General features: G+C 60.2%; 19 protein-coding genes. 16 read left to right on the top strand and 3 right to left on the bottom strand.

Annotated features, from left to right (window positions below; translation table 11 throughout):
- The first annotated feature begins 23 nt into the window (after positions 1-23).
- From ndhC to ARC85_RS18135, 15 genes are all read left to right on the top strand, one after another.
- Positions 24-431, top strand: coding sequence for an NADH-quinone oxidoreductase subunit A (gene ndhC / locus ARC85_RS18205; RefSeq protein ID WP_153741178.1), 408 nt, complete (start codon positions 24-26; stop codon positions 429-431).
- Between the two features lie 71 nt (positions 432-502).
- A complete protein-coding gene (locus tag ARC85_RS18200) occupies positions 503-1,180 on the top strand; it encodes a NuoB/complex I 20 kDa subunit family protein (protein ID WP_153741179.1) in 678 nt (225 codons plus the stop codon).
- A 48-nt stretch (positions 1,181-1,228) separates the two neighbouring features.
- Positions 1,229-3,007 carry an NADH-quinone oxidoreductase subunit C/D gene (gene nuoC, locus ARC85_RS18195; RefSeq protein ID WP_008169457.1) on the top strand — a complete coding sequence of 593 codons (1,779 nt, stop codon included), beginning with the start codon at positions 1,229-1,231 and terminating at the stop codon, positions 3,005-3,007.
- Positions 3,007-3,522 (top strand): NADH-quinone oxidoreductase subunit NuoE, encoded by a 516-nt coding sequence (nuoE, locus tag ARC85_RS18190; RefSeq protein ID WP_286715730.1) that lies wholly within the window; start codon positions 3,007-3,009, stop codon positions 3,520-3,522. Before nuoC ends, nuoE begins: the two co-directional genes overlap by 1 nt.
- Positions 3,519-4,919, top strand: a complete 1,401-nt coding sequence (nuoF, locus tag ARC85_RS18185; protein ID WP_008169462.1) for an NADH-quinone oxidoreductase subunit NuoF — start codon at positions 3,519-3,521, stop codon at positions 4,917-4,919. The genes nuoE and nuoF overlap by 4 nt, the downstream gene beginning before the upstream one ends.
- 60 nt (positions 4,920-4,979) lie before the next feature.
- Complete coding sequence (gene nuoG / locus ARC85_RS18180) at positions 4,980-7,736, top strand: NADH-quinone oxidoreductase subunit NuoG (RefSeq protein WP_286715728.1); 2,757 nt, start codon at positions 4,980-4,982, stop codon at positions 7,734-7,736.
- Positions 7,733-8,710: an NADH-quinone oxidoreductase subunit NuoH gene (gene nuoH / locus ARC85_RS18175; RefSeq protein ID WP_008169464.1), complete on the top strand. Its 978-nt coding sequence runs from the start codon at positions 7,733-7,735 to the stop codon at positions 8,708-8,710. The genes nuoG and nuoH overlap by 4 nt, the downstream gene beginning before the upstream one ends.
- Positions 8,711-8,719: 9 nt before the next feature.
- A complete protein-coding gene (gene nuoI, locus ARC85_RS18170; protein ID WP_039881756.1) occupies positions 8,720-9,280 on the top strand; it encodes an NADH-quinone oxidoreductase subunit NuoI in 561 nt (186 codons plus the stop codon).
- An 18-nt stretch (positions 9,281-9,298) separates the two neighbouring features.
- A complete protein-coding gene (gene nuoJ, locus ARC85_RS18165; RefSeq protein ID WP_008169466.1) occupies positions 9,299-9,823 on the top strand; it encodes an NADH-quinone oxidoreductase subunit J in 525 nt (174 codons plus the stop codon).
- Positions 9,820-10,128, top strand: coding sequence for an NADH-quinone oxidoreductase subunit NuoK (nuoK, locus tag ARC85_RS18160; protein ID WP_008169467.1), 309 nt, complete (start codon positions 9,820-9,822; stop codon positions 10,126-10,128). Before nuoJ ends, nuoK begins: the two co-directional genes overlap by 4 nt.
- Positions 10,125-11,993, top strand: coding sequence for an NADH-quinone oxidoreductase subunit L (gene nuoL, locus ARC85_RS18155; RefSeq protein ID WP_008169468.1), 1,869 nt, complete (start codon positions 10,125-10,127; stop codon positions 11,991-11,993). The genes nuoK and nuoL overlap by 4 nt, the downstream gene beginning before the upstream one ends.
- A complete protein-coding gene (gene nuoM, locus ARC85_RS18150) occupies positions 11,990-13,513 on the top strand; it encodes an NADH-quinone oxidoreductase subunit M (RefSeq protein ID WP_092031080.1) in 1,524 nt (507 codons plus the stop codon). Before nuoL ends, nuoM begins: the two co-directional genes overlap by 4 nt.
- On the top strand, positions 13,510-14,946 hold the full coding sequence (gene nuoN / locus ARC85_RS18145; RefSeq protein ID WP_456490162.1) for an NADH-quinone oxidoreductase subunit NuoN: 1,437 nt from the start codon (positions 13,510-13,512) through the stop codon (positions 14,944-14,946). The genes nuoM and nuoN overlap by 4 nt, the downstream gene beginning before the upstream one ends.
- A gap of 210 nt (positions 14,947-15,156) precedes the next feature.
- Positions 15,157-15,477 carry a P-II family nitrogen regulator gene (locus ARC85_RS18140; protein WP_092031077.1) on the top strand — a complete coding sequence of 107 codons (321 nt, stop codon included), beginning with the start codon at positions 15,157-15,159 and terminating at the stop codon, positions 15,475-15,477.
- A 58-nt stretch (positions 15,478-15,535) separates the two neighbouring features.
- Positions 15,536-16,714 carry an NAD(P)/FAD-dependent oxidoreductase gene (locus ARC85_RS18135; protein WP_286715725.1) on the top strand — a complete coding sequence of 393 codons (1,179 nt, stop codon included), beginning with the start codon at positions 15,536-15,538 and terminating at the stop codon, positions 16,712-16,714.
- Between the two features lie 208 nt (positions 16,715-16,922).
- Here ARC85_RS18135 and ARC85_RS18130 read toward each other — a convergent pair whose 3' ends face one another.
- Positions 16,923-17,426 (bottom strand): hypothetical protein, encoded by a 504-nt coding sequence (locus ARC85_RS18130; RefSeq protein ID WP_286715723.1) that lies wholly within the window; start codon positions 17,424-17,426, stop codon positions 16,923-16,925.
- A 481-nt stretch (positions 17,427-17,907) separates the two neighbouring features.
- Here ARC85_RS18130 and ARC85_RS18125 point away from each other — a divergent pair, with 481 nt between their 5' ends.
- Complete coding sequence (locus tag ARC85_RS18125) at positions 17,908-19,317, top strand: hypothetical protein (protein WP_286715721.1); 1,410 nt, start codon at positions 17,908-17,910, stop codon at positions 19,315-19,317.
- A 167-nt stretch (positions 19,318-19,484) separates the two neighbouring features.
- Here ARC85_RS18125 and ARC85_RS18120 read toward each other — a convergent pair whose 3' ends face one another.
- Positions 19,485-20,249: a copper resistance protein B gene (locus ARC85_RS18120; RefSeq protein ID WP_199451743.1), complete on the bottom strand. Its 765-nt coding sequence runs from the start codon at positions 20,247-20,249 to the stop codon at positions 19,485-19,487.
- A 20-nt stretch (positions 20,250-20,269) separates the two neighbouring features.
- Positions 20,270-22,108: a copper resistance system multicopper oxidase gene (locus ARC85_RS18115; protein WP_227548939.1), complete on the bottom strand. Its 1,839-nt coding sequence runs from the start codon at positions 22,106-22,108 to the stop codon at positions 20,270-20,272.
- Positions 22,109-22,309: the final 201 nt, after the last annotated feature.

Raw genomic sequence — 22,309 nt, 5'->3', positions numbered from 1 at the left:
GATGATTCAGAACAGGAGGGGGTATGTCGGACACGGTCAATGAGTTGCTGGTCAACTATTGGGCAACCGGTTTTTTTGTGATCGCTGCCCTCGGCTTATGTGCCTTCATGGCAGGCGTTTCCAGCCTGCTTGGCGGGCGCAGCCATGGCGTCAGCAAAACCATCCCGTTTGAGTCCGGTATTGTCGGTGTCGGTGACGCCCGCCAGCGGTTTTCCGTCAAGTTTTATCTGGTCGCGATGCTCTTTGTGATCTTCGATATTGAGGCGGTGTTTCTGTTTGCCTGGGCGGTTGTGATTCCGGAAACGGGCTGGAGCGGGTTCTGGGGCGCGGCGGTTTTTATACTGATATTGCTTGCCGGCCTGCTCTACGACAGTCGCTCAGGGGCTTTGGAGTGGGCTCCCGAGGGCTCTCAGGGATACAGGGAGAGCTGAGCCACTGAGTCCCCGGGGGACGTTGCCCGGACCTTGATCACTGTCAGCAAACCTTTATATGGAGACCAGCCATGCCTTACAGACTGATACGGGCCGAGGAAGAGCAGGAATCCAGTGACCGTTACCCGATGGGGCGCCGGCAGTCATCGGAGGAATACGTCAAAAGCCAGCTTGAACGCAACGTATTCACCGGCAAGCTGAGTGACGTCCTCAACTCGGCGGTGAACTGGGGGCGCAAGAACTCCTTGTGGCCCTATAACTTCGGTCTGTCCTGCTGCTACGTGGAAATGACTACCGCATTTACCTCGCCCCATGACATTGCGCGCTTCGGGTCGGAGGTGATCCGCGCCTCGCCGAGGCAGGCCGACTTTATGGTGATAGCGGGTACCTGTTTCATCAAAATGGCTCCGGTTATTCAGCAGCTCTACGATCAAATGCTGGAACCCAAGTGGGTCATTTCCATGGGCTCCTGCGCCAACTCTGGCGGTATGTACGACATCTATTCGGTGGTTCAGGGGGTTGACAAGTTCTTGCCCGTGGATGTCTATGTAGCGGGCTGTCCGCCGCGGCCCGAGGCCTTCCTGCAGGCACTTCAGTTGTTGCAGGACTCGATTCAGGAGGAGCGCCGGCCGCTGTCCTGGGTCGTGGGGGATCAAGGGGTTTACAAGGCCGAGATGGGGTCCCAGCGGGAGCAGAAACGGAGCCAGCGAATCGAGGCCACCGAACTGAGGACTCCGGACAAACTCTGAGCGCCGCCTCCCGATTTGCCCAACCTTGACAGGAGATGAGTCAGCATCATGAGCACAGACGCTCTCGATAGGCATGCACCGGCCCAGTCCGGCATTGACCGGGCCCTCGGGCTTCTGGACGGATTCCGGGAACACATCGAGCACGTTCAGCCCACCCTGACCGGGCTTCCGGTGCTGTGGGTGCGACGTGAGCGGATAGTGGAGATACTGCGCCACCTGAAGGCGCCGCCGGCGTCTTTTTCCATGCTTTACGATCTCTCTGCCGTGGACGAGCGGCTCCGTGCCCACCGTGACGGGCTACCAGCCGCGGATTTCACGGTCTTCTATCATCTGCTGTCGGTGGATCGTAATGAAGACCTGATCATCAAGGTGGCGCTGACCGGTGGCGACCCGAACCTGCCAAGCGTGACCCGGGTGTTTGCCAATGCCAACTGGTATGAGCGGGAAATCTGGGATCTGTTCGGCATTACCGCAACCGGCCATCCCCATCTGCAACGGCTGCTCATGCCGCCCACCTGGCATGGCCACCCGTTACGCAAGGACTATCCCGCGCGGGCCACGGAATTCGACCCCTACACCCTGACAGTGGAGGGGCAGCAGACGGAGCAGGAGGCGCTGAAATTCGAACCGGAAGCCTGGGGCATGCAGCGTGAGCGGGATGGCAGCGAGTTCATGTTCCTCAATCTGGGCCCCAATCATCCCTCTGCCCACGGTGCCTTCCGGATCGTGCTTCAACTGGACGGCGAGGAGATCATCGACTGCGTGCCGGATATTGGCTATCACCACCGGGGCGCGGAAAAAATGGCCGAGCGCCAGACCTGGCACAGCTTCATTCCCTATACCGACCGCATCGACTACACCGGCGGCGTAATGAACAACCTTCCCTATGTCCTTGCGGTTGAGAAACTGGCGGGTATCGAGGTGCCCGACCGGGTCAAGACGGTCCGGGTGATGATGGCGGAGATGTTCCGTATTAGCAGCCATTTGCTGTTCCTGGGGACCTACCTGCAGGATCTGGGCGCCATGTCGCCGGTGTTCTACAGCTTCACTGACCGCCAGCGGGCCTACAAGGTGATTGAGGGCATCACCGGTTTTCGCATGCATCCGGCCTGGTACCGGATCGGCGGCCTTGCCCAGGACCTGCCCGTGGGCTGGCAGCAACTGGTGCAGGAGTTCCTTGACTGGATGCCGCCGCGGCTGCGGGAATACGAGTTGGCCATGATGAAAAACGCCCTGGTGCGGGAGCGGACCCGGCATGTGGCTGCCTTCACCACCACCGAGGCCCTGGAATGGGGCGTGACCGGTCCCAACCTGCGGGCCACTGGCTGCAACTTCGATCTGCGTAAGCAGCGGCCCTATTCCGGCTATGAGAACTTCGACTTCGAGGTGCCTCTGGGGCAGCACGGAGACGTTTTTGACCGGGGTCAGCTGCGTATTGAGGAAATGCGGCAGAGCCTGCGCATTATCCAGCAATGCGTCGATCACATGCCCGCGGGCGACTACAAGGCGGACCACCCGTTGACCACCCCGCCACCCAGGGAGCGGATGTTGCAGCACATCGAAACGCTGATCACGCACTTTCTGCAGGTGTCCTGGGGTCCGGTTCTGAAACCCGGCGAATCCCTGCAAATGGTGGAGGCCACCAAAGGCATAAACAGTTATTACCTGACCAGCGACGGCAATAACATGAGCTACCGAACCCGCATCCGGACTCCGAGCTTTCCGCACCTGCAGCAGATACCGTCCTTGATGCGCGGAGGCTTCGTGCCGGACATGATCGCCCACCTGGGCAGTATCGATTTCGTAATGGCAGACGTGGATCGCTGATGATGGCAACAACCCCGCACACAACCGAACTGATCGGCAGTGACCGTTTTGAACTGCACCCGGACGACGAAGCCGCGATTCTCCGGGAAAAGGAACACTACGAGCAGCCCCAGGCCGCTTGTATCGAGGCGTTGAAAATCGTCCAGCGCCGCCATGGCTGGGTTCCCGACGGTGCCATCATGGCCGTTGGGCGGTTGCTGGGCCTGGGATTCGCCGCGGTGGACGGCGTGGCTACCTTTTACAGCCTGATTTTCCGTCAGCCGGTAGGGCGCCATGTGATCCTGGTCTGCGACAGCAGCTCCTGCTTCCTGACCGGGTATGAAACGCTAAAACAGGCCCTGGTGGAGAAGCTGGGAGTGGACTACGGCGCCACCACCGCCGATGGCCGCTTCACCCTGTTACCCGCGTGTTGTCTCGGCGCCTGTGACGGTGCCCCGGCGCTGATGATTGACGGCGAAACCTTCGGGCCGGTCACACCGGAGGATCTGTCCGACCTGCTGGAGGGCTACGAATGAGCGGATCCACCTCAGGTCAAGGCAACCCGCTGCGTTATCACAGCCGGATACGGCAATCCGGTACCGAGCGTCAACCCGAAACCCATCCGCTGACCTGGAGGCTGAGGGACGACGGCGAGGTGGTCTGGCTCGGCGAATATCTGGATAAGGATGGTTATCAGTCGGTCCGCCGGGCATTGGCCGAGAGCGACCCCCAGGGCATCATCACCGTGGTGAAAGACGCCAATGTGCGTGGCCGGGGCGGCGCCGGTTTTTCCGCTGGCGTCAAGTGGAGCCTGACGCTGCAGGGGGGTGACATGCCCCGGGGCTACCTGATCTGCAACGCGGATGAAATGGAACCGGGCACCTTCAAGGACCGGTTGCTGATGGAGCAGCAACCCCACCTGCTGATTGAGGGGATGATCCTCGGAGCCCGGGCCAACAACGCCCGGCAAGGCTACATTTTTCTGCGGGGTGAATACGTGGAGGCGGCCCGGGTGCTGAACCGGGCCATTGATGAGGCCCGCGAAGCCGGCTGGCTGGGGCCGGATATTGATGGCAGCGGGTTCGATTTCGACATCGCGGTGCATACCGGGGCGGGGCGCTACATCTGCGGCGAGGAAACGGCTCTGATCAATGCACTGGAGGGGAAGCGCGCCAATCCCCGGGCCAAGCCGCCGTTCCCCGGCCAGTCCGGAGCCTGGGGCAGGCCCACGGTGGTTAACAACGTCGAGACCCTGTGCAACATACCCGCCGTGATTCTCCATGGCGCTGACTGGTATCAGAACCTGTCCGGCAACCGTACCGGTGACGGCGGCACCAAGCTTTATGGCGTGTCGGGGCCGGTTGCGGAGCCGGGCCTCTGGGAGCTGCCCATGGGCGTCACCGGGGCCGAGCTGCTCGACCGGGCCGGGGGGCTGCAGCAAGGCCGTCGGCTCAAGACGTGGTTGCCCGGCGGCACCAGTACCGGCTTCCTGTTGCCGGAGCATCTGGAGCTGCCCCTGGACTTTGACTCTATCGCCAATGTCGGCAGCCGGCTGGGCACCGGCCTGATGATGGCGGTCCCCGAGGACCGGGGCATGGTATCGCTGATGCGCAACCTGGAGGAGTTCTTCGCCCGGGAATCCTGCGGCTGGTGCACTCCGTGCCGTGATGGTCTGCCCTGGGTGGTAAAACTGCTCCGGGACCTGGAAAAGGGACAGGGGCAGGCCGGCGACATCGAATTGCTCGACAAGCTGGCGGCGGACTGTGGCCCGGGGCTGACCTTCTGCGCCCTTGCCCCTGGCGCCGCCATGCCGCTGGAAACAGCGCTGCGGCACTTCCGGCAGGAGTTTGAGCAGGGCATTGGCAAGGTAAGCGGCGACACCCGGGGCGTTCCGGACCGGGTCGCAGCGGACGCGCCGGCAAACAACCGTTAGTTTCAACAGTCACTTTCAACAAACAGTGATCGTACTTTCTAGGTGAAGGCAGAAGCAAGCATGGCGACGATTCACGTGGACGGAAAAACCTACGAGGTCAACGGGGCGCACAACCTGCTCCAGGCCTGTCTGTCACTGGGCCTGGATATTCCCTATTTCTGCTGGCATCCGGCCATGGGAAGTGTCGGCGCCTGTCGCCAGTGCGCGGTGCGCCAGTACAAGGACAAGGACGACAACAAGGGCGTTCTGGTCATGTCCTGTATGACCCCGGCGGCGGACCAGACCCGAATCGATATCGATGACGAGGAAGCCCGGGCTTTCCGGGCCAGTGTGGTGGAGTGGCTGATGATCAATCACCCCCACGACTGCCCGGTGTGCGAGGAGGGCGGCCATTGCCACCTGCAGGACATGACGGTAATGACCGGCCATGACCGCCGCCGCTACCGGTTCAACAAGCGCACTCGCCGCAACCAGTACCTGGGGCCGTTCATCGCCCACGAAATGAACCGCTGCATTACCTGCTACCGGTGCGTGCGCTTTTACAATGACTACGCCGGTGGCACCGATCTGGGCGCCTTTGGTGCCCGGGACAACATCTACTTCGGACGATACGCCGAAGGCACACTGGAAAGCCCGTTCTCCGGCAACCTCACCGAAGTCTGCCCCACTGGGGTGTTCACCGACCAGAGTCATTCCGATCACTACACCCGAAAGTGGGACCTGCAGTATGCCCCCGGCATCTGCCACCAGTGCGCGGTCGGTTGCAACATCAGCCCCGGGGAACGCTACGGCGAGATTCGCCGCATCGAAAACCGCTACCACGGTGAGGTTAACAGCCACTTCCTCTGTGACCGCGGCCGGTTTGGTTACGGATACGTCAACCGCGCCGACCGGCCACGGGTTCCGGAATGGACCGAACGGCCGGGGCAGGAGGCCGTGACGCTGGGGGTAGATCCGGCCCTGGAGCGTATCACCGGCGCCCTGCGTCAGGCCCGGCGCATCATCGGCATCGGATCGCCCCGGGCCAGTCTGGAAAGCAATCACCAGCTATTGGCCATGGTGGGGCCGGAAAACTTTTCCACCGGGATAGAGTCCCGGGAGCAGGCGTGCCTGGCCATGATGAACCGGCTGCAGGAAACGTCGGGACTGCCCACCCCGACACCCCGGGAAATAGAACGCCACGATGCCATTCTGGTGCTGGGCGAGGACCCGGTCCAGAGCGCCGCGCGCCTGGGGCTGAATCTGCGTCAGGCTGTGCTGTCACGGCGGGAAGAACTGGCTGAAAAGATCGGCGTGCCGGCCTGGAATGCCGAGGCCGTCAAGACCCTGGGGCAGGACCGGTACCACCCGCTGCACATTGTCTGGCCAGCGCCCACCGAGCTGGACAGTGTCGCTGTCGCCCGCCATGCCCTGGCGCCGGATGATATCGCCCGGCTCGGTTTCGCGGTGGCTCATGCCATCGACCCGGCGGCGCCCCCGGTGGACGGCCTCGACCCGGCCAGCCAGGAGCGGGCCGGAGAAATCGCCGTCAGCCTGTTAAAAGCGGCGCGGCCGCTGGTTGTCAGCGGCGGCTCCCTCGCCAGCGAGGCCATCCTGGAAGCCGCCGGTGCGGTTGCCCGGGCCCTGTCCAGGCGGGCAGCGCAGGGTGGGCTGGTGTTGATCCGGCGGGAGGCCAACAGCACCGGGCTGTCGCTCATGGGGGGGCAGACACTGGACTGGGCGCTGGATGAGTTGAGTGAGGGCCGGGCCGATGCGGTGGTGGTGCTGGAGAACGACCTGTATCAACGCCTGCCCGCCGACCGGGTGGAGCAGGCCCTGGCCCGTGCCAACACCCGCGTGGTGCTGGACCACCAGCGGACGAGAACCGCCGAGGGGGCGGACTTCATCCTGCCTGCTGCCAGTTTCGCGGAAGGGAGCGGAACCCTGGTAAATCTGGAAGGGCGGGCCCAGCGCTTCTTCCGGGTGTTCGAACCGGCCTACCTGCGCCCCGAGACCCGAATTCACGAGAGCTGGCGCTGGTTACACACCCTGGCCGCCGGGCTGCGGGGCGAAGCCCCCGGGGATATCAGCCTGGATCTGGCCACCCGGGCCTGCGCCGGGGCCCATCCAGGCCTGGCCGGGATTGTGGATGCCGCGCCCGGGCCCGATTATCGCATAGAGGGCCTGCGGCTGGCCCGTGAGCCCCAGCGTTACAGCGGCCGCACCGCCATGCGCGCCAACCTCGATGTAAATGAACCCCGCCCGCCACAGGATACCGATACACCCTTCGCTTACTCCATGGAAGGCTACAGCGGATTTGACCGGCCCCGGCAGCAGATACCTTTCGCCTGGGCGCCGGGCTGGAATTCCCCGCAGGCGTGGAACAAGTTCACCGATGAAGTGGGCGGTCACCTGCGCGGAGGGGACCCGGGCATAAGATTGATTCGGCCTCAGCCCGGCCATCGCGAATACCCCGACCCGGTCTTTGATGACGGCGCCACTGACAGCAGCGGGCTGCGGGCGCTGGTGTTGCCACGGGTGTTCGGGGGCGAGGAAACGTCTGCCCGGGCTGAACCTGTCCGGCAGCGGATGACCGCGCCGGTGGTCATCCTGGCCCGCCCGGATGCCGAGGCGCTGGGCGTGCGCGACGGCGACAGTCTGACGCTGCTTGGTGTGCGTGAGGGCGACAGCCTGATGCTGTTTGGCGGTCCGGACATTACGGTATCGGAGCAGGAAGACTGGCCCCCCGGCTGGGCTGGCCTGCCCGCGGGATTGTTGCCCGGCCTGGGGCAGGGCGCGACACTCACTTTAGGAAAACCCACGGGAGGTGAGTCATGAGCTGGTGGACTCCACAACTGGCAGCCACTCTCTGGGCCATGTTCCAGGCGCTGGTGATCCTGCTTGCCGTGGTCGTGGTGGGAGCGGCACTGACCGTGGTCGAACGTCGGCTGCTGGGCCTCTGGCAGGATCGTTATGGTCCCAACCGGGTAGGGCCATTCGGCACTCTTCAACTGATTGCCGATATGCTGAAGATCTTTTTCAAGGAAGACTGGACTCCGCCCTTTGCCAGCCGCGCCCTGTTTATGCTGGCACCCAACCTTGCCTTCGCTTCCCTGCTGCTGTCTTTCGTTATTATCCCCATAACACCGGGGTGGGGGGTGGCGGACATGCACATCGGGCTGCTGTTCTTCCTCGCGCTGGCCGGCATCAACGTCTACGCGGTGTTAATCGGTGGCTGGGCCAGTGGCAATAAGTATGCCTTGCTCGGCGCGTTGCGAGCCTCGGCCCAGACCCTGTCCTACGAAGTGTTCATGGGGCTGTCGCTCATGGGTGTGGTGGCCATGGCCGGCTCCTTCAACCTGCGCGACATCGTCGCGGCCCAGGAAGGCCTGTGGTTCGTGATTCCCCAGTTCCTGGGTTTCGTCACATTTCTGATCGCCGGCATCGCGGTGACACACCGCCACCCTTTCGACCAGCCGGAGGCGGAACAGGAACTGGCGGATGGTTACCATGTCGAGTACTCCGGTATGAAGTTCGGCATGTTTTTCATTGGCGAATACGTGGGCATGGTGCTGGTTTCCGCGCTGATCGTGACATTGTTTTTCGGCGGCTGGCAGGGCCCCTGGCTGCCACCCATTGTGTGGTTTGCCCTCAAGACCAGCTTCTTCCTGATGCTGTTTATCCTGCTCCGGGCATCGCTGCCACGGCCCAGGTATGACCGGGTGATGAGCTTTGGCTGGCGGGTGTGTCTGCCGCTGACCCTGGTCAATCTGCTGGCTACCGGGGCGGTGCTGCTACTGACCGGTTCATAGGGAGGAAAGATGCGAAAAAACAAGGTGTTGTCGGTGTTATGGCTGATACCGGCCAGTTGGTCGCTGTTGCGTACCATGTGGATGGTATTCATGCACGGCTTCCGCAAGCGGGAAACCGTGAACTATCCGGAAGAGGAGGTTTATCTGCCTCCCCGGTACCGGGGCCGCATCATACTCACCCGGGATCCGGACGGCGAAGAACGATGCGTGGCGTGCAACCTTTGCGCGGTGGCCTGCCCGGTGGATTGTATTTCCCTGCAGAAAGGTGAAAAAGACGACGGCCGCTGGTATCCGGAGTTCTTCCGCATCAACTTTTCTCGTTGCATTTTCTGCGGCATGTGTGAAGAGGCCTGCCCCACCTCCGCCATCCAGTTGACACCGGATTTCGAGATGGGCGAGTACCAGCGTCAGCAGTTGGTGTACGAGAAGGAAGATCTGCTGATCAACGGCCCCGGCAAGGACCACGACTACCACTTTTACAAGGTTGCCGGCATGGCTATCGCCGGCAAGGATAAAGGTGAGGCACAGAACGAGGAGGTCCCGGAGGATGTCCGTACGCTTTTACCCTGACCAAAAAAGGAACTACTGATGGAACTGGGATTCTACCTTAGCGGCCTGGTGGCGGTGCTGGCCACGGTCGGTCTTATCAGCGGCTCCAGTCCGGTGCATGCGGTGGTGTACCTGATTGTTTCGCTGATTGCCGTCGCCCTGGTGTTCTTCGCCCTGGGTGCGCCCTTTGCCGGTGCTCTCGAGATTATCGTCTATGCCGGCGCCATAATGGTGCTGTTCGTGTTCGTGGTGATGATGCTCAACCTGCGTCCGGAGGCCAAGCGGGATCCCCTGTGGCTACGTCCGGGCTACTGGCTCGGGCCGTCGCTGCTGGCTCTGGTGTTGCTGGTGGCGCTGGTGGCGCTGATCAGCGACGGGCAGGCAGGCATGACCATTGACGGTGAGCTGATAACCGCCCGGGACATCGGCCTCACCCTGTTCGGCCCATGGCTGATAGTGGTGGAGCTGGCCGCCATTCTGCTGCTGGCGGCGCTGGTGACGGCGTCCCACGTGGGCCGGCGCAACAAACCCCGGGGCAATCGCAACCGTGGAGGCACCCGATGACTGGTATCCCGATGGAGCATGGCCTGATCCTGGCCGTTATTCTGTTCAGCCTGGGGTTGGCCGGGTTGATGCTGAGGCGCAGTATGCTGTTCGTTCTCATGAGCCTGGAAGTCATGCTCAATGCCGCCGCGCTGGCCTTTGTGGTGGGCAGCACCGCCTGGAACCAGCCGGACGGGCAGGCCATGTTCCTGCTGGTCATCACCCTGGCGGCAGCCGAGGCCAGCGTCGGCCTGGCGCTGATGATACAGCTTTACCAGCGTTTCCGTTCACTTGAGCTGCACGAAGTCAGCAGGATGCGTGGATGATGATGGCTGCGACTTTACTGTCATTTCTGTTACCTCTGGCCGGTGCCATTGTTCTCGGCTTTTCCGGCGGGCGGCTGGGACCGCGGGCCAGCGCGGCCATTGGCGTGGGCAGCGTGGGGCTGGCCGCGCTGGCCACCGCCTGGGCGCTGCTGACCTTCTCCGGCGACAGCCAGGGCTTCACGCTCTGGACCTGGGTTTCCGTGGGCGAGTTCCAGCCGACCATGGGCGTGGTGGTTGATCGTCTCTCGCTGGTCATGATGTCGATCATCACCGGCGTGGGTTTCCTGATTCACCTGTTCGCTGTCTGGTACATGGTGGGCGAGGCCGGTATAACCCGCTTCTATGCCTGGATGAACCTGTTTGTGTTCAGCATGCTGGTGCTGGTGCTGGCCGATAACCTGCTGTTGCTGTTTCTCGGTTGGGAAGGCGTTGGCCTTTGCAGCTACGGCCTTATCGGCTACTACTATCAGAACGAAGCTAATGGGCGGGCGGCGTTCAAGGCGTTTATCGTGACCCGCACAGGTGACGTATTCCTTGCCCTGGGGCTGTTCCTGATCTTCGTGGAACTCGGCACCCTCGATATCGGATTGGTGCTGGAGCAGGCACCACGGGTCTGGGCCGAGGGGAGTGTCACTGCCAATCTTGCGGCATTGCTGGTCCTTGGCGGTGCCCTGGGCAAGTCTGCACAGGTGCCGCTGCACACCTGGCTGCCGGATGCCATGGCAGGCCCCACTCCGGTGTCGGCCCTGATCCACGCGGCCACCATGGTGACCGCCGGCGTTTATCTGATTGCACGCCTGAACGGGCTGTTCCTGCTGGCACCGGATGTGATGTGGCTGGTGGGCATCATCGGAGCCCTGTCGCTGTTGCTGGCGGCCTTCGCGGCCCTGGCCCAGACCGACATCAAGCGGGTGCTGGCCTATTCCACCATGAGCCAGATCGGCTACATGTTCCTGGCGCTGGGGGTCGGGGCGTTTGACGCGGCCATTTTTCACCTGATGACCCACGCCTTCTTCAAGGCATTGCTGTTCCTTTCAGCCGGGGCCGTTATCATCAGTTGCCACCATGAACAGGATCTGAGCCGGCTGGGTGGGCTCTGGCGCAAACTGCCGGTCGCCTATGCCGGTTTCCTGGCGGGGGGCGCGTCGCTGGTGGCATTGCCGCTGGTAACCGCGGGCTTCTTCAGCAAGGACGAGATTCTCTGGCAGGCCATGGCCTCGGGCCACTACGGACTGTTCGCGGCGGGTCTGACCGGAGCCGTGCTAACCGGCCTGTACACGGTGCGGCTGATCCTGGGCATTTTTCATGGCCAGCCCCGCAGTGATCATGCACGCCATCCCCGGCCGGGCACCAGTCCCCTCAGGCATCACCTGCCTTTGGCAATCCTGGCCGTGCTTTCCACTTTCGTTGGTGCCTGGCTGTACCCGGGGCTTGAGGTGGTGTTCCCGCCCCCCCCCGATGATGCCACGAACGCCGGCCACACCCTGTTTCAGTTCCTGGCGACCGGAGCGGTGCTTGCTGGCCTGGCTCTGGCTGGCTGGCTGTTCCTGGCGCGGCGCCGGTGGCTTGACGCAAAGGTCGGTCGGGGTCTGGGGGCGCGGCTCTGGATCCTGTTCAACCGGGCCTGGGGCTTCGATGCCCTGTTCGACCGGACACTGGTCCGGCCCTGGCAGGCCCTGGTACGCGTGCTGCGTTTCGACTTTATTAACCTGGGGATGAACCTGCCGGCCGTGATTGCCCGCCTGTGCAATGCGGGCCTGGTGCGATCCCAGGACGGCCAGCTGCGGACTTATGCCAAAGTGATGGTATTCGGTGCCACGGTGATACTGGTTGGCCTGGTAATGACTCAGGGAGGTGGCGCATGATTCTGTTCTGGCTGATTCTGATTCCCTTCCTCGGTGGCATGCTGTGCTGGCACTCGGAGCGTTGGGGCGAACAGGCGCCGCGCTGGATTGCCCTGGCCACCATGCTGTTCGTGCTGGCGGTCAGCGTCGTGCTTTGGGCAGGCGGTGATTTCAGCGCCTATGGCACCGGCGAGAGACCGTGGCTGCTGGAGTGGCGAGTCCCCTGGATTCCTCGTTTTGGCATCGAGATTCATCTGGCTCTGGACGGCTTGTCGCTGATCCTGATTGCGCTGACCGGCTTTCTGGGTGCCTTGGCGGTACTTTGCTCATGGAAAGAGATTGTCGAGCGGGTGGGCTTTTTTCATCTGAATCTGCTGTTTGTTCTGGGTGGCGTCGTGGGTGTGTTTCTGGCGCTGGACCTGCTCCTGTTCTTCCTGTTCTGGGAAGTGATGCTGGTACCCATGTATTTTCTGATTGCCCTCTGGGGGCACAGCGGCTCCCCGGGGCAAACCCGGATTCGTGCCGCCACCCGCTTCTTCATCTACACCCAGGCCAGCGGCCTGCTGATGCTGGTGGCGATCCTTGCGCTGGTGTTCGTGCATTACACCAGCTCCGGCGAGATAACCTTCAGCTATGACGCACTGTTGAACGCCGACGTGCCCGACAATCTGTCCTTCTGGATTATGCTCGGGTTTTTTATTGCCTTTGCGGTGAAGCTGCCTGTCGTGCCTTTTCATGGCTGGCTGCCGGATGCGCACGCCCAGGCGCCCACTGCCGGCAGCGTGGACCTTGCGGGCATTCTGCTGAAAACCGCCGCCTACGGCATGCTGCGCTTTGCGATTCCGTTGTTTCCGGAACAGTCCCAGGCCTTTGCGCCGGTGGCCATGGCGCTGGGGGTCGTGGGTATTATTTACGGCGCGGTCCTGGCCTGCGGCCAGCAGGATATCAAGCGGCTGATTGCCTATGCCAGCATATCCCATATGGGGTTCGTGCTGATTGCCGTTTATTCGGGGTCCGAACTGGCGATCCAGGGCGCAATCGTACTCATGGTGGCCCATGCGTTCTCCAGTGCCGCTCTGTTCATTCTCAGTGGCCAGCTCTTTGAACGCATTCATACCCGGGATATGCGTCGCATGGGCGGGCTCTGGGGCCGCATACCGGTGTTGCCCGGCGTGACCTTGTTTTTTCTGGCGGCCTCTCTGGGGATGCCCGCCACGGCCAATTTCCTTGGCGAGTTCATGGTACTGTTCGGTACCTTCCGCAGCGCTCCGGTGGTGGTGGTCATCGCCAGCGCCGGGCTGGTGCTTGGCGCGATCTATTCACTGCTGATGATGCAGCGGGTGCATTTCGGTCGCGAACAACAACCGGGCCTGCTCGCGGGTCCGGATGTGCGGGAGTACGGCATGATGTTGGCCTTGATCGGACTCACCCTGGCAGTGGGCCTGAATCCGCAACCCCTGCTTGATACCACGGCGTCAATGGTCCGGCCGGTGGCGGACCTGTTCATGGCGGGCCCGGTCCGGGCAGGAGGGATGAACTGATGCTGACCCTGATCGATCTTGTGGGGCTGCTGCCCCTGCTTATTGTCGCCTCGACAGCCGTACTGGTAATGCTGGGCGTCGCCTGGCGACGCCACCACGGTGGTACCGCGGCGGTCACTGTCAGCGGTCTGGCCCTGGCCCTGGCGAGCCTGCCGCTGGCCTCGGCCGCGCCCTCTTCGCCGCCGCTGATGATCTTTGACGGCCTTGCCCTCATGGGCAGCGCGCTGGTGTTGGTGAGCGGCCTGTTTATCGCCGCCATGAGCCATGGTTACCTGGCCGGCTACAGGGGGCCGCGGGAAGAGTTTTACCTGCTGTTGCTTTGCGCGGTAACGGGTGCCCTGGGCCTTGTGGCCAGCAACCACCTGGCCACCCTGTTCATCAGCCTTGAATTGCTGTCGATGCCTTTGTACGGCATGGTGGCGTACAGTTTCCGGACAGAACGGTCCCTGGAGGCGGGGATCAAATACCTCATATTGTCCGCCGCCGCCACCGCCTTTCTGCTGTTTGGCATGGCGTTGATCTATGCCCGCACCGGCCACCTTGAGCTGACGGCACTCGCCGCGGGGGTTGCTGGCAGTCCGGACCCCTGGATTCTGGGCGGCGCCGCACTGTTACTGGTGGGGCTGGGGTTCAAGTTGTCCATCATACCGTTTCACCAGTGGACACCGGACGTATACCAGGGAGGTCTGGCGCCGGCGACCACTGTGCTGGCCACGGTGAGCAAACTGGCGGTGTTTCTGGTATTGCTGCGGCTGGTACTGGTGGCCCCGGTCTTCGGCAGTGGATGGCTCCTTGGCCTGATCAGCCTGCTGGCTCTTCTCAGCATGTTCGGTGGCAACCTGCTGGCCCTGTTCCAGCCTGACCTGAAGCGCCTGCTGGGCTACTCTTCCATCGCCCATATGGGCTACCTGCTGGTGGCCGTTATAGTAGGTGGCCCCCTGGCGTTGGAAACCACCGGGGTTTACCTGTTCACCTATATTGTGGCCACCATGGGGGCGTTTGGCGTGATTATGCATGTCTCCGGCACCGGCAGTGGCGAGGATGCCTCCGGGTTGCACCATTACAGGGGACTGTTCTGGCACAGCCCCTGGCTGGCAGCATTATTGACTCTGAGCATGTTGTCCCTGGCCGGCATTCCGCTGACCGCCGGATTCTTCGGTAAATTCTATATCATCGCCCTGGGTGTGGAAGGCAGCCGGTGGTGGCTTGTTGGAGGGATCGTTATCGGCAGCGTTATCGGGCTGTTCTACTACCTGAGGGTGATCATCACCCTGTATCTGCGCGAACCGGGTATGCAGCAGGCGGTGGCGGATGCCGGCCGGGGTCGGGTAGAGAAGCTCGCCCTTCTGATTGTTGCCGTCTCAATACTGCTGCTGGGTATTTACCCGGTGCCGTTTATTGACTGGGTGGCGGGTCTCGCCTGGGCGGCCTGACAGCCGTAAGCAGAGGGTCAGAGGGGCCTGGGGAATGTGCCATCATTTTTTCACCGGCGGCCAAGCTTCTTTGACTTAAATCAATATAGCCCCGGCTTTTTTCAGATTGTTCCCTATTTTCAGTGTCAGTTCAGTTGTGGGTGATTAACTGTCACTTTCAAGCCGAAGAACCGGAGCGATCCTTCTTCAGCTCACTGACGAGGAGGCGAAATGAATACGAAGTTTTGCAAAGTGACTGCGATCTTCTCCAGTCTGGACTTGAAGAAAGTAGAGGATGCGCTGATCGCGGCTGGTTTTTCCGGTATGACTGTGTCTAAAACCCATGGCCGTGGCAGATATAAAAACTACTATGCCAAGGACACCATGGCCGATTCCGTTCGCGTGGAGATATTCACGGAAGCCGAGCAGGCAGACGAGATCGTTGACCTCATTGCCCGGACGGTGCACAAGGGGCTTGCCAGCGACGGAATCATAGCCGTGCTGCCGGTGGAAGACCTGCTGCACATCCGTGACTTCAAGGAGGCCCAGTGATCGGGTATCGCTGTGTTTTATGTCTTTGTGACAAGGTGAGGGGAAGGCGAGTGCGGACATGATGGGCGTCAACGAGGCTGGGACTGGTATCGGAGCCATGATGTCAGACAACAGAAATGGCGCGGTCGAGATTGCCGGCGCCGGGCCGGCCGGGCTGGCAGCCGCCATCACACTGGCGCGCGCGGGGCGGTCAGTCATCGTGCATGAGGCCCGGGCCGAGGTGGGGCACCGCTTCAAACGGGACCTTCAGGGGTTGGAGAACTGGAGCACGCAGCAGGATGCCCTGGCGGTGTTGCAGGAACTCGGAATCACCACCGACTTCAAGCGAGTTCCCTGCCGCCGGGGTACCGCCTTTGATGCCTGGGATTCCCCGTACGCCATTGAGAGCATTGAGCCGCTGTTCTACCTGGTGGAGCGTGGCTCCGGGCCAGACACATTGGACACGGCGTTGCTGAGACAGGCCAGGGAACTGGGCGTGCAGGTGCATTTCAAAAGCCGGCTGCGGCATGCCCGGGGCCCGGCCATCCTGGCGACTGGCCCAAAGGCCGCCGATGCCATTGCGGTCGGCTATCATTTCGATACCTCCATGCCGGACGGTTTCTGGGCAATTTGTGATAACAACCTTGCCCCTAAAGGGTATGCCTACCTTTTGGTAATGGGAGGCAAGGGAACGGTAAAGAGTTGCATGTTTACTGGTTTCAGGGATGAAGCAAAGTATGTGGAGCGAACTGTCAGTGCGTTTCAGAGGCTGGCCGGCATGGAGATGATGAATCCTCAGCCGCACGGCGGTGTTGGAAACTTCCGGATCCCTGTAACCGCATTGTCCGGGGTGCACCCGGTAGCGGGTGAGCAGGCCGGTTTCCAGGATACGCTGTGGGGCTTCGGGATGCGCGCGGCCATCACCTCCGGCGTGCTGGCCGCACGCAGCCTGCTGCATGGTGACGACTACAACCGGCTTTGGCGAGAATCCCTGGAGCGTCCGATGGCGGCGGCGTTGGTGAACCGCGCGTTTTATGGGCTGCTGGGTAACCGCGGTTATCGCTGGTGCATGCGCCGCCAGGAAAACCATCTGGATGCGCGCGAGTTTTTGCGCCGTCTCTACCGGCCCACACTTGCCAGGCATCTGCTGGCGCCGTTGGCGGGTTTGCATTTGCGGAGCCAGCGACGGGATATAAGCTGCAATCATGTCGATTGCAGCTGTGTCTGGTGCCGGCATGGCCGGGAGCTGCATACGTGATGTCAACCGTCCGCAAGGATTTCGGAGTTGAGTGATGGATGAGTCGATCAGTCACAGTGGAACATCGTATTATTGTGATCGTACTTGTCTACGTCTGGCAATGGTGGCAATCATCAATAGTGTAGTGTCGCTGACCGCCACACTCGTGATTGGTGTGGATGTGCAGTTGTCTGTAGGGCGGTTTATATGATGCCCGGGGCTCCGGCATTCATTGCTGGGGGTGATCGCGGCCCTGATGTCTGAGATCAAGCCAGCCTCTATAGAGCCAACGCAGACCAAAGAGCGAGACTGTTGGAACGATAATCCACTGCGCTAGAGGGGCGATACCTGTGCCAAGGAAGGGAAACAGGGGCATAGAATCATTGTAGCTCCAGCGCTGGCCTGCGCCTGTGGCCCAGGCTTCAAAGACTATGGTTATAAGCAGACCGGTAGCAAAATACGCTCCTAAAGCATGGCGGCGCCACCGCCCCTGTATCCAAAAGCCATCTTTAGTTGCCGCTGCGGCGACGCCATAGGCAAATAGTGCAATATTGGCATCGCCGATTGCCGCCCTCGTGCACAGCCAGACGACCGCACCATGGGACGCCTCCATCATCCCTGTAAAGAAAGGCACCTGGATCATTTCCCAAAAAAAATGCAGCAAAAAGCTGACAGACCAGATTAAAAAAAACAGGAACCAGCCTCTACGTGATGGTCGACGTGAACAATGCATAATCTATCCAGCCAATCTAATAACTTCAGGCAGCCGAAGTTGAAATCGCAACCCTTCATCGCAGCGCCCTCCTGACCACCCGATATTTCGGAAGTGGCCAGAACCGGTCCACCCAAAAACAACGGCAGCAGCAAGGAGATAACTCGTCGGTTCATTGCGGCCATCTCGATTTCATGCGCCAAATGGTCGGATTGCATGCTTGGCGCCCAGTATGCCTTTCAATAGTGAGCAATCATAGCACCTCTCCAAGAATGGGCGCTGGGGGCGAAATAGCCTCTTTGATGCGTCGTCAGGTCTGACAGTCTGACGGGTGGGGATGTCAGTACGAAAATCGGGAAAATGAAATTTAGCTGAAAATTCAGGTTCGTTTCAGTTGACCACTACAAACTTTGTGCGTCAAGATTAAGTGCCGTTTAACTGGCACATCCATATTGAGGCAATAAATCGTTGTCGATATGAAAATTAAAATAAGGAGTTTCAGGTGAGCAAAATCTTCAAATCAATAAGCGCTCCGCTGGCGATAGCTTTAGTAGCAACACCGGCGTTGGCCGCGGAGCCGGTCGGGCGTGCGTCACCGACCGTAGAAGACCTGAAGGTTGAAATAAATCAACTGACGGCTGAAGTGGAAGAGCTCAAGAAAGGCGATTCCCCCTTCACGGTGAACGGTTATTACCGCCTTCAGGCTACCTCAGAAACACAAAATCTGGCCGCGCGTGGAGAAGAGTTTGGCGCGCCCAGTGATAGCAGCAATGCCTTTGTTGATCAGCGCCTGCGTGCAAAGATCACCGGCGACCTCAATGATAATGTGAGCCTGGTTTGGTACGGTGAGTTCGACTCTCCGTGGGGTGAGCGGGGAAGCTGCTACGGTGACGACGTCGACGATGACACCCCCGCTGACAATTGCGGCAAACTCAGCGCCGATGGCGTTGGCGTTGAAACAAAAAATGCCTACGCTGAACTGAAGGTGCCAAACAGCGACTGGAAGGTGCGAGCCGGTATCCAGGGATATGGTTTCGGCAAGTACGAGAGCTTCGTCACCAATGACGATATGAACGGCATCTCCTTTGCGGGCAATGTTGGTATGGCCACGCTGACAGGTGGCTGGTTCAAGTGGGAAGAAAACGATAGAGATTCTGCGGACGACGTGGACTTCTACATGTTGAGTGCCGAACTTCATCCCAGCGAGGTTTTCCACTACGGCCTTACCGGAGCTCAGATCAGCAACAGCAGTCCGGATGCTCTGAATGGTACGGCGGCTCGAACGGATGACAACTATTTCGGTGCCTACGCCGATTTTACCTATAACAAAATGGCCTATAGCGGCTCGGTACTTTACAAAAAGTCGTCCGGGCGTGACTCTGACGCAACAGATGGCGACACGTACATGTTGAATCTGTATGCCCAGAGGCATTGGGGCAACGCAAGCCTCAAGATTCACGGCATCTACATTCCGGCTGATGACAGCAGCAATGGCGCAGATCGCTTCGCGGCAAACCAGTCAGGCTGGGAGCTGAATAGCAGCAATCTGCAAATCTTCGGAACAGACTACTACTACAACAATGGTGCCCAGGGTGCTAGGTCAGTTAAGGATGCGGCTTACCAAGGGTATGGTCTGATGGGGCTGATGGTCTCGGGTGATCAGGAGCTTTCCAACGACTACTACCTGAAGTATGGCACCGGTTACTTCCGCGTTGCCGACGACGCGCCCGACAGCGCTGCTCAGGCCAACGGCTCAACCCTTGGCACTGAAGTCGCTGCCCAGGTTGGTAAAAAGTTTGCCGGCTTGTATGACATCAGCCTCCGCGGCTCTTACGGTTTCATGGGAGACTTCTACGGAGATGACCCGGAGGATACCTATAAGGTCGTAGCTATGGTCAATATCAGTTACTGATCAACGTGTAATTTCATGATCTGATACAACGGCCGGGCCTTAGTCCGGCCGTTTGTCATTGAGCCGAACATGCGGAAGGTCGGCAATGATTTTGACGAAATCCTCCAAATGAGGACACTAGCTGACCCACGCAAAGGGGCCAGCCTTTTCTACTGGGCATTATCGTACTAAAACCACCACCGGACGCCCGCCACGAAGCTGGAGGACTCGACGTCTTCCCCCTCGCGCTCACGAAGGTCCTCTGTGTTGCCCAGAAAGCGGGTGTAAGAAACACCCACGTAGGGCGCAAACTCCCTCGAAAAGTGGTATCTCAGACGGAGCCCCAGGCCCACATTATTGATGCCACTACCGACGCCCCACTCCTCAACATCGCTGAAGGCAACGAGCGTTTCGCCGCGGCCCTGCAAAATGAGCCTTTGGGTCAGCAGCCAGTCGTACTCGGCTTCAAGATCGTATGACACGTCACCGTCGTCGGTGACTCGGAGATTTGTGTCTACCTCAAACCAGTAGGGGGCAAGTCCCTGCAATCCAACAATGGCCGAATAGCGCTCCTTATTAGGGCTGGGGCCAAACGTTGTCTGGGCACCCAATCCTGTCTGTATATCCCAGAAGCGATCGAAGCGATAGCTGTACTGCACATCAAAATTTTCGATGTCGCCGCTGTCGCTGGATAGATCAGTCTCACCTTCCGTTTCGACCCAGAGCCGATTGCGATCTTTACCAATCCAGGCCTGGGCGTCCCACAGGGCCAATTCGTTGTCGCCGTCACGCTGGTATTCCATCCGGTCAAACAGAACCTGGCCAAACACCTGGTTGTCGTGTATCGGCAGCGTCCAGTCCGGTTCGGCCTGAACGCCAGTACCGGCGGCGCCGGCTCCCGAGGCAAGCGTTAAGGCTGAGGCACCCACAACCCACTTGATGCGATTCATCATAATGTTCATCCCCTATCCCGTTAAACGACCGACACGACACGAAACATGCCTGCGTCCATGTGGTACAGAAGGTGGCAATGGAAAGCCCAGTCACCCGGTGCATCCGCTGTGATCAGCGCGGATACACGCTCGCCGGGTTTGACGGAAATCGTGTGTTTGCGTGGACGATATTCACCTGCACCGGTTTCCAGTTCCATCCACATGCCATGCAGGTGAATGGGGTGATCCATCATCGAGTCGTTGACGAGGATCAATCGCAGGCGCTCGCCATGGTAGAACTTGACCGGGCCATCGACTTCAGAGAACTTTTTGCCGTCGAACGACCACATGTAACGTTCCATATTGCCGGTAAGGTGCAGTTCCACCTCGCGTTCGGCCGGGCGCTTGTCGGGCCAGCCCTCAATGCTCTGCAACTGGGAATAAGTCAGCACCCGATGGTTGGCTGTTTCAAAGCCTACACCAGGGTCATCCAGACGCGATTGCGGGCTGGAAGCCACCATGGCCGCCCCGGGACCGTGATTATCAGGGCCATGGGATATCGGCCGACCCGCCGTCGGGACCTCATTCATCGTTGCTTTGTCCGAGCTCATCTTGTTCATTCCCGAGTCGGCGCCATTCATCATCATTTGGCCATGGGCTTTGTCGTTGCTGCCTGACATCATTTCCATCTTGCCACCCATGTCCATGCCGCTGTCCATGTTCATATCGCCGTCCTTGCCCATGGCGCCCATGCTCATCGCGCCCATGCCCATGGCGGCCATACCGCGCTCGGTTCGCGGATACATGGGCGGTACTGGCGCCTCCATTCCCTTGCGGGTGGCTAACGTTCCGCGCACATACCCCGACCGATCCTGTGACTGGGCAAACACGGTGTGAGCCGTGTCGGTTGGCTGTACAATCACGTCGTAGGTTTCCGCCACGCCAATGCGGAATTCATCCGTTTCAACGGGTTGCACTGGTTGGCCGTCAGCGGAAATAACCGTCATCGGGAGGCCCGGGACACGGACATCAAAGTAGGTCATCGCCGAGGCATTGATGAATCTCAGGCGAATTTTCTCGCCGGGACGGAACAGCCCGGTCCAGTTACTGGCAGAAGGCGATCCGTTCATCAGGTAGGTATATTCAGAAGCGGTTACATCCAGAATATCCCGGGGGCTCATTCGCATTCTGCCCCACATGCCGGCTTTGCTCCACGCAGCATCCCAGCCCATGGTTTCAACATCCTTGAAGAAGTCGCTAACGGTGCGCTGGTTGTAGTTATAGTAGCCCTCTGCCACTTTCAGGTTGCGGAATACGTCCTCGGGAGAGTCAAAGGTCCAGTCAGATAGAACCACAACGTATTCGCGATCATAGGCCACCGATTCGGGCTCGGCAGGATCAATGATAATCGGCCCATAGTGGCCTAGCTGTTCCTGAAGGCCAGAGTGGCTGTGGTACCAGTAGGTGCCATGCTGTTCGACCGGGAAACGGTACTCAAACGTTTCGCCGGGCATGATGCCGGGAAAGCTGACGCCAGGAACGCCATCCATCTGGTACGGCAGAATCAGACCGTGCCAGTGAATGGATGTTGCCTCCGGTAGCGTATTGGTGACACGCAAGATTGCCTCGCGCCCCTGTTTGAGGCGCACCAGAGGCGCTGGCAGAGTGCCGTTGATGGTGATGGGCTGTTCCGAGACTGTGCCCCCTATCTTGAGAGGTGTTCTCGCGACGGTCAGGTCGTAGATGTCAGCGCCATTACGCACGGTGTGAAATGCGTTCGTGTTGTCCAGTTGTCCTCTAGCATAGGCCGGCAACAAGCTGTCGAAACCGGCAAGAAGTCCCATCGTGGCAGCTCCTTGGATAAGGCGCCGCCTGGACATACCTGCATAGAAATGTCTATCGCTCATAGGTTGCTCCTAAAACCATGTATATACAGCTTCTTGCGTTCGTGACTCGATTATTGATGCTACCCGGTGCAACTGAAATCAAACTGAAAAGTCGACCGGTAACCCCCCATTTTTAACGGGTTGCTGTTTTTCTGGGGAGTTGCCGTTACTGGTACAATCCATGGCAGACTGGCG

The sequence above is a fragment of the Marinobacter sp. tcs-11 genome, assembly GCF_002049515.1.
GTDB lineage: Bacteria > Pseudomonadota > Gammaproteobacteria > Pseudomonadales > Oleiphilaceae > Marinobacter > Marinobacter nauticus.
Note: the sequence above shows the minus strand (reverse complement) of the source record. Positions and strands in the feature narration are given on the sequence as shown.

Bases quoted from the DNA above. Each gene is read 5' to 3' on its own strand.
- ARC85_RS18135 (WP_286715725.1), top strand. From the start codon at position 15,536: ATGATGGGCGTCAACGAGGCTGGGACTGGTATCGGAGCCATGATGTCA.
- nuoJ (WP_008169466.1), top strand. From the start codon at position 9,299: ATGGAACTGGGATTCTACCTTAGCGGCCTGGTGGCGGTGCTGGCCACG.
- nuoM (WP_092031080.1), top strand. From the start codon at position 11,990: ATGATTCTGTTCTGGCTGATTCTGATTCCCTTCCTCGGTGGCATGCTG.
- nuoC (WP_008169457.1), top strand. From the start codon at position 1,229: ATGAGCACAGACGCTCTCGATAGGCATGCACCGGCCCAGTCCGGCATT.
- ARC85_RS18200 (WP_153741179.1), top strand. From the start codon at position 503: ATGCCTTACAGACTGATACGGGCCGAGGAAGAGCAGGAATCCAGTGAC.
- ARC85_RS18120 (WP_199451743.1), bottom strand. From the start codon at position 20,249: ATGATGAATCGCATCAAGTGGGTTGTGGGTGCCTCAGCCTTAACGCTT.
- nuoL (WP_008169468.1), top strand. From the start codon at position 10,125: ATGATGATGGCTGCGACTTTACTGTCATTTCTGTTACCTCTGGCCGGT.
- nuoG (WP_286715728.1), top strand. From the start codon at position 4,980: ATGGCGACGATTCACGTGGACGGAAAAACCTACGAGGTCAACGGGGCG.
- nuoF (WP_008169462.1), top strand. From the start codon at position 3,519: ATGAGCGGATCCACCTCAGGTCAAGGCAACCCGCTGCGTTATCACAGC.
- nuoH (WP_008169464.1), top strand. From the start codon at position 7,733: ATGAGCTGGTGGACTCCACAACTGGCAGCCACTCTCTGGGCCATGTTC.
- nuoK (WP_008169467.1), top strand. From the start codon at position 9,820: ATGACTGGTATCCCGATGGAGCATGGCCTGATCCTGGCCGTTATTCTG.
- ARC85_RS18130 (WP_286715723.1), bottom strand. From the start codon at position 17,426: ATGCATTGTTCACGTCGACCATCACGTAGAGGCTGGTTCCTGTTTTTT.
- nuoI (WP_039881756.1), top strand. From the start codon at position 8,720: ATGCGAAAAAACAAGGTGTTGTCGGTGTTATGGCTGATACCGGCCAGT.
- ARC85_RS18140 (WP_092031077.1), top strand. From the start codon at position 15,157: ATGAATACGAAGTTTTGCAAAGTGACTGCGATCTTCTCCAGTCTGGAC.
- ndhC (WP_153741178.1), top strand. From the start codon at position 24: ATGTCGGACACGGTCAATGAGTTGCTGGTCAACTATTGGGCAACCGGT.
- nuoE (WP_286715730.1), top strand. From the start codon at position 3,007: ATGATGGCAACAACCCCGCACACAACCGAACTGATCGGCAGTGACCGT.
- ARC85_RS18115 (WP_227548939.1), bottom strand. From the start codon at position 22,108: ATGTCCAGGCGGCGCCTTATCCAAGGAGCTGCCACGATGGGACTTCTT.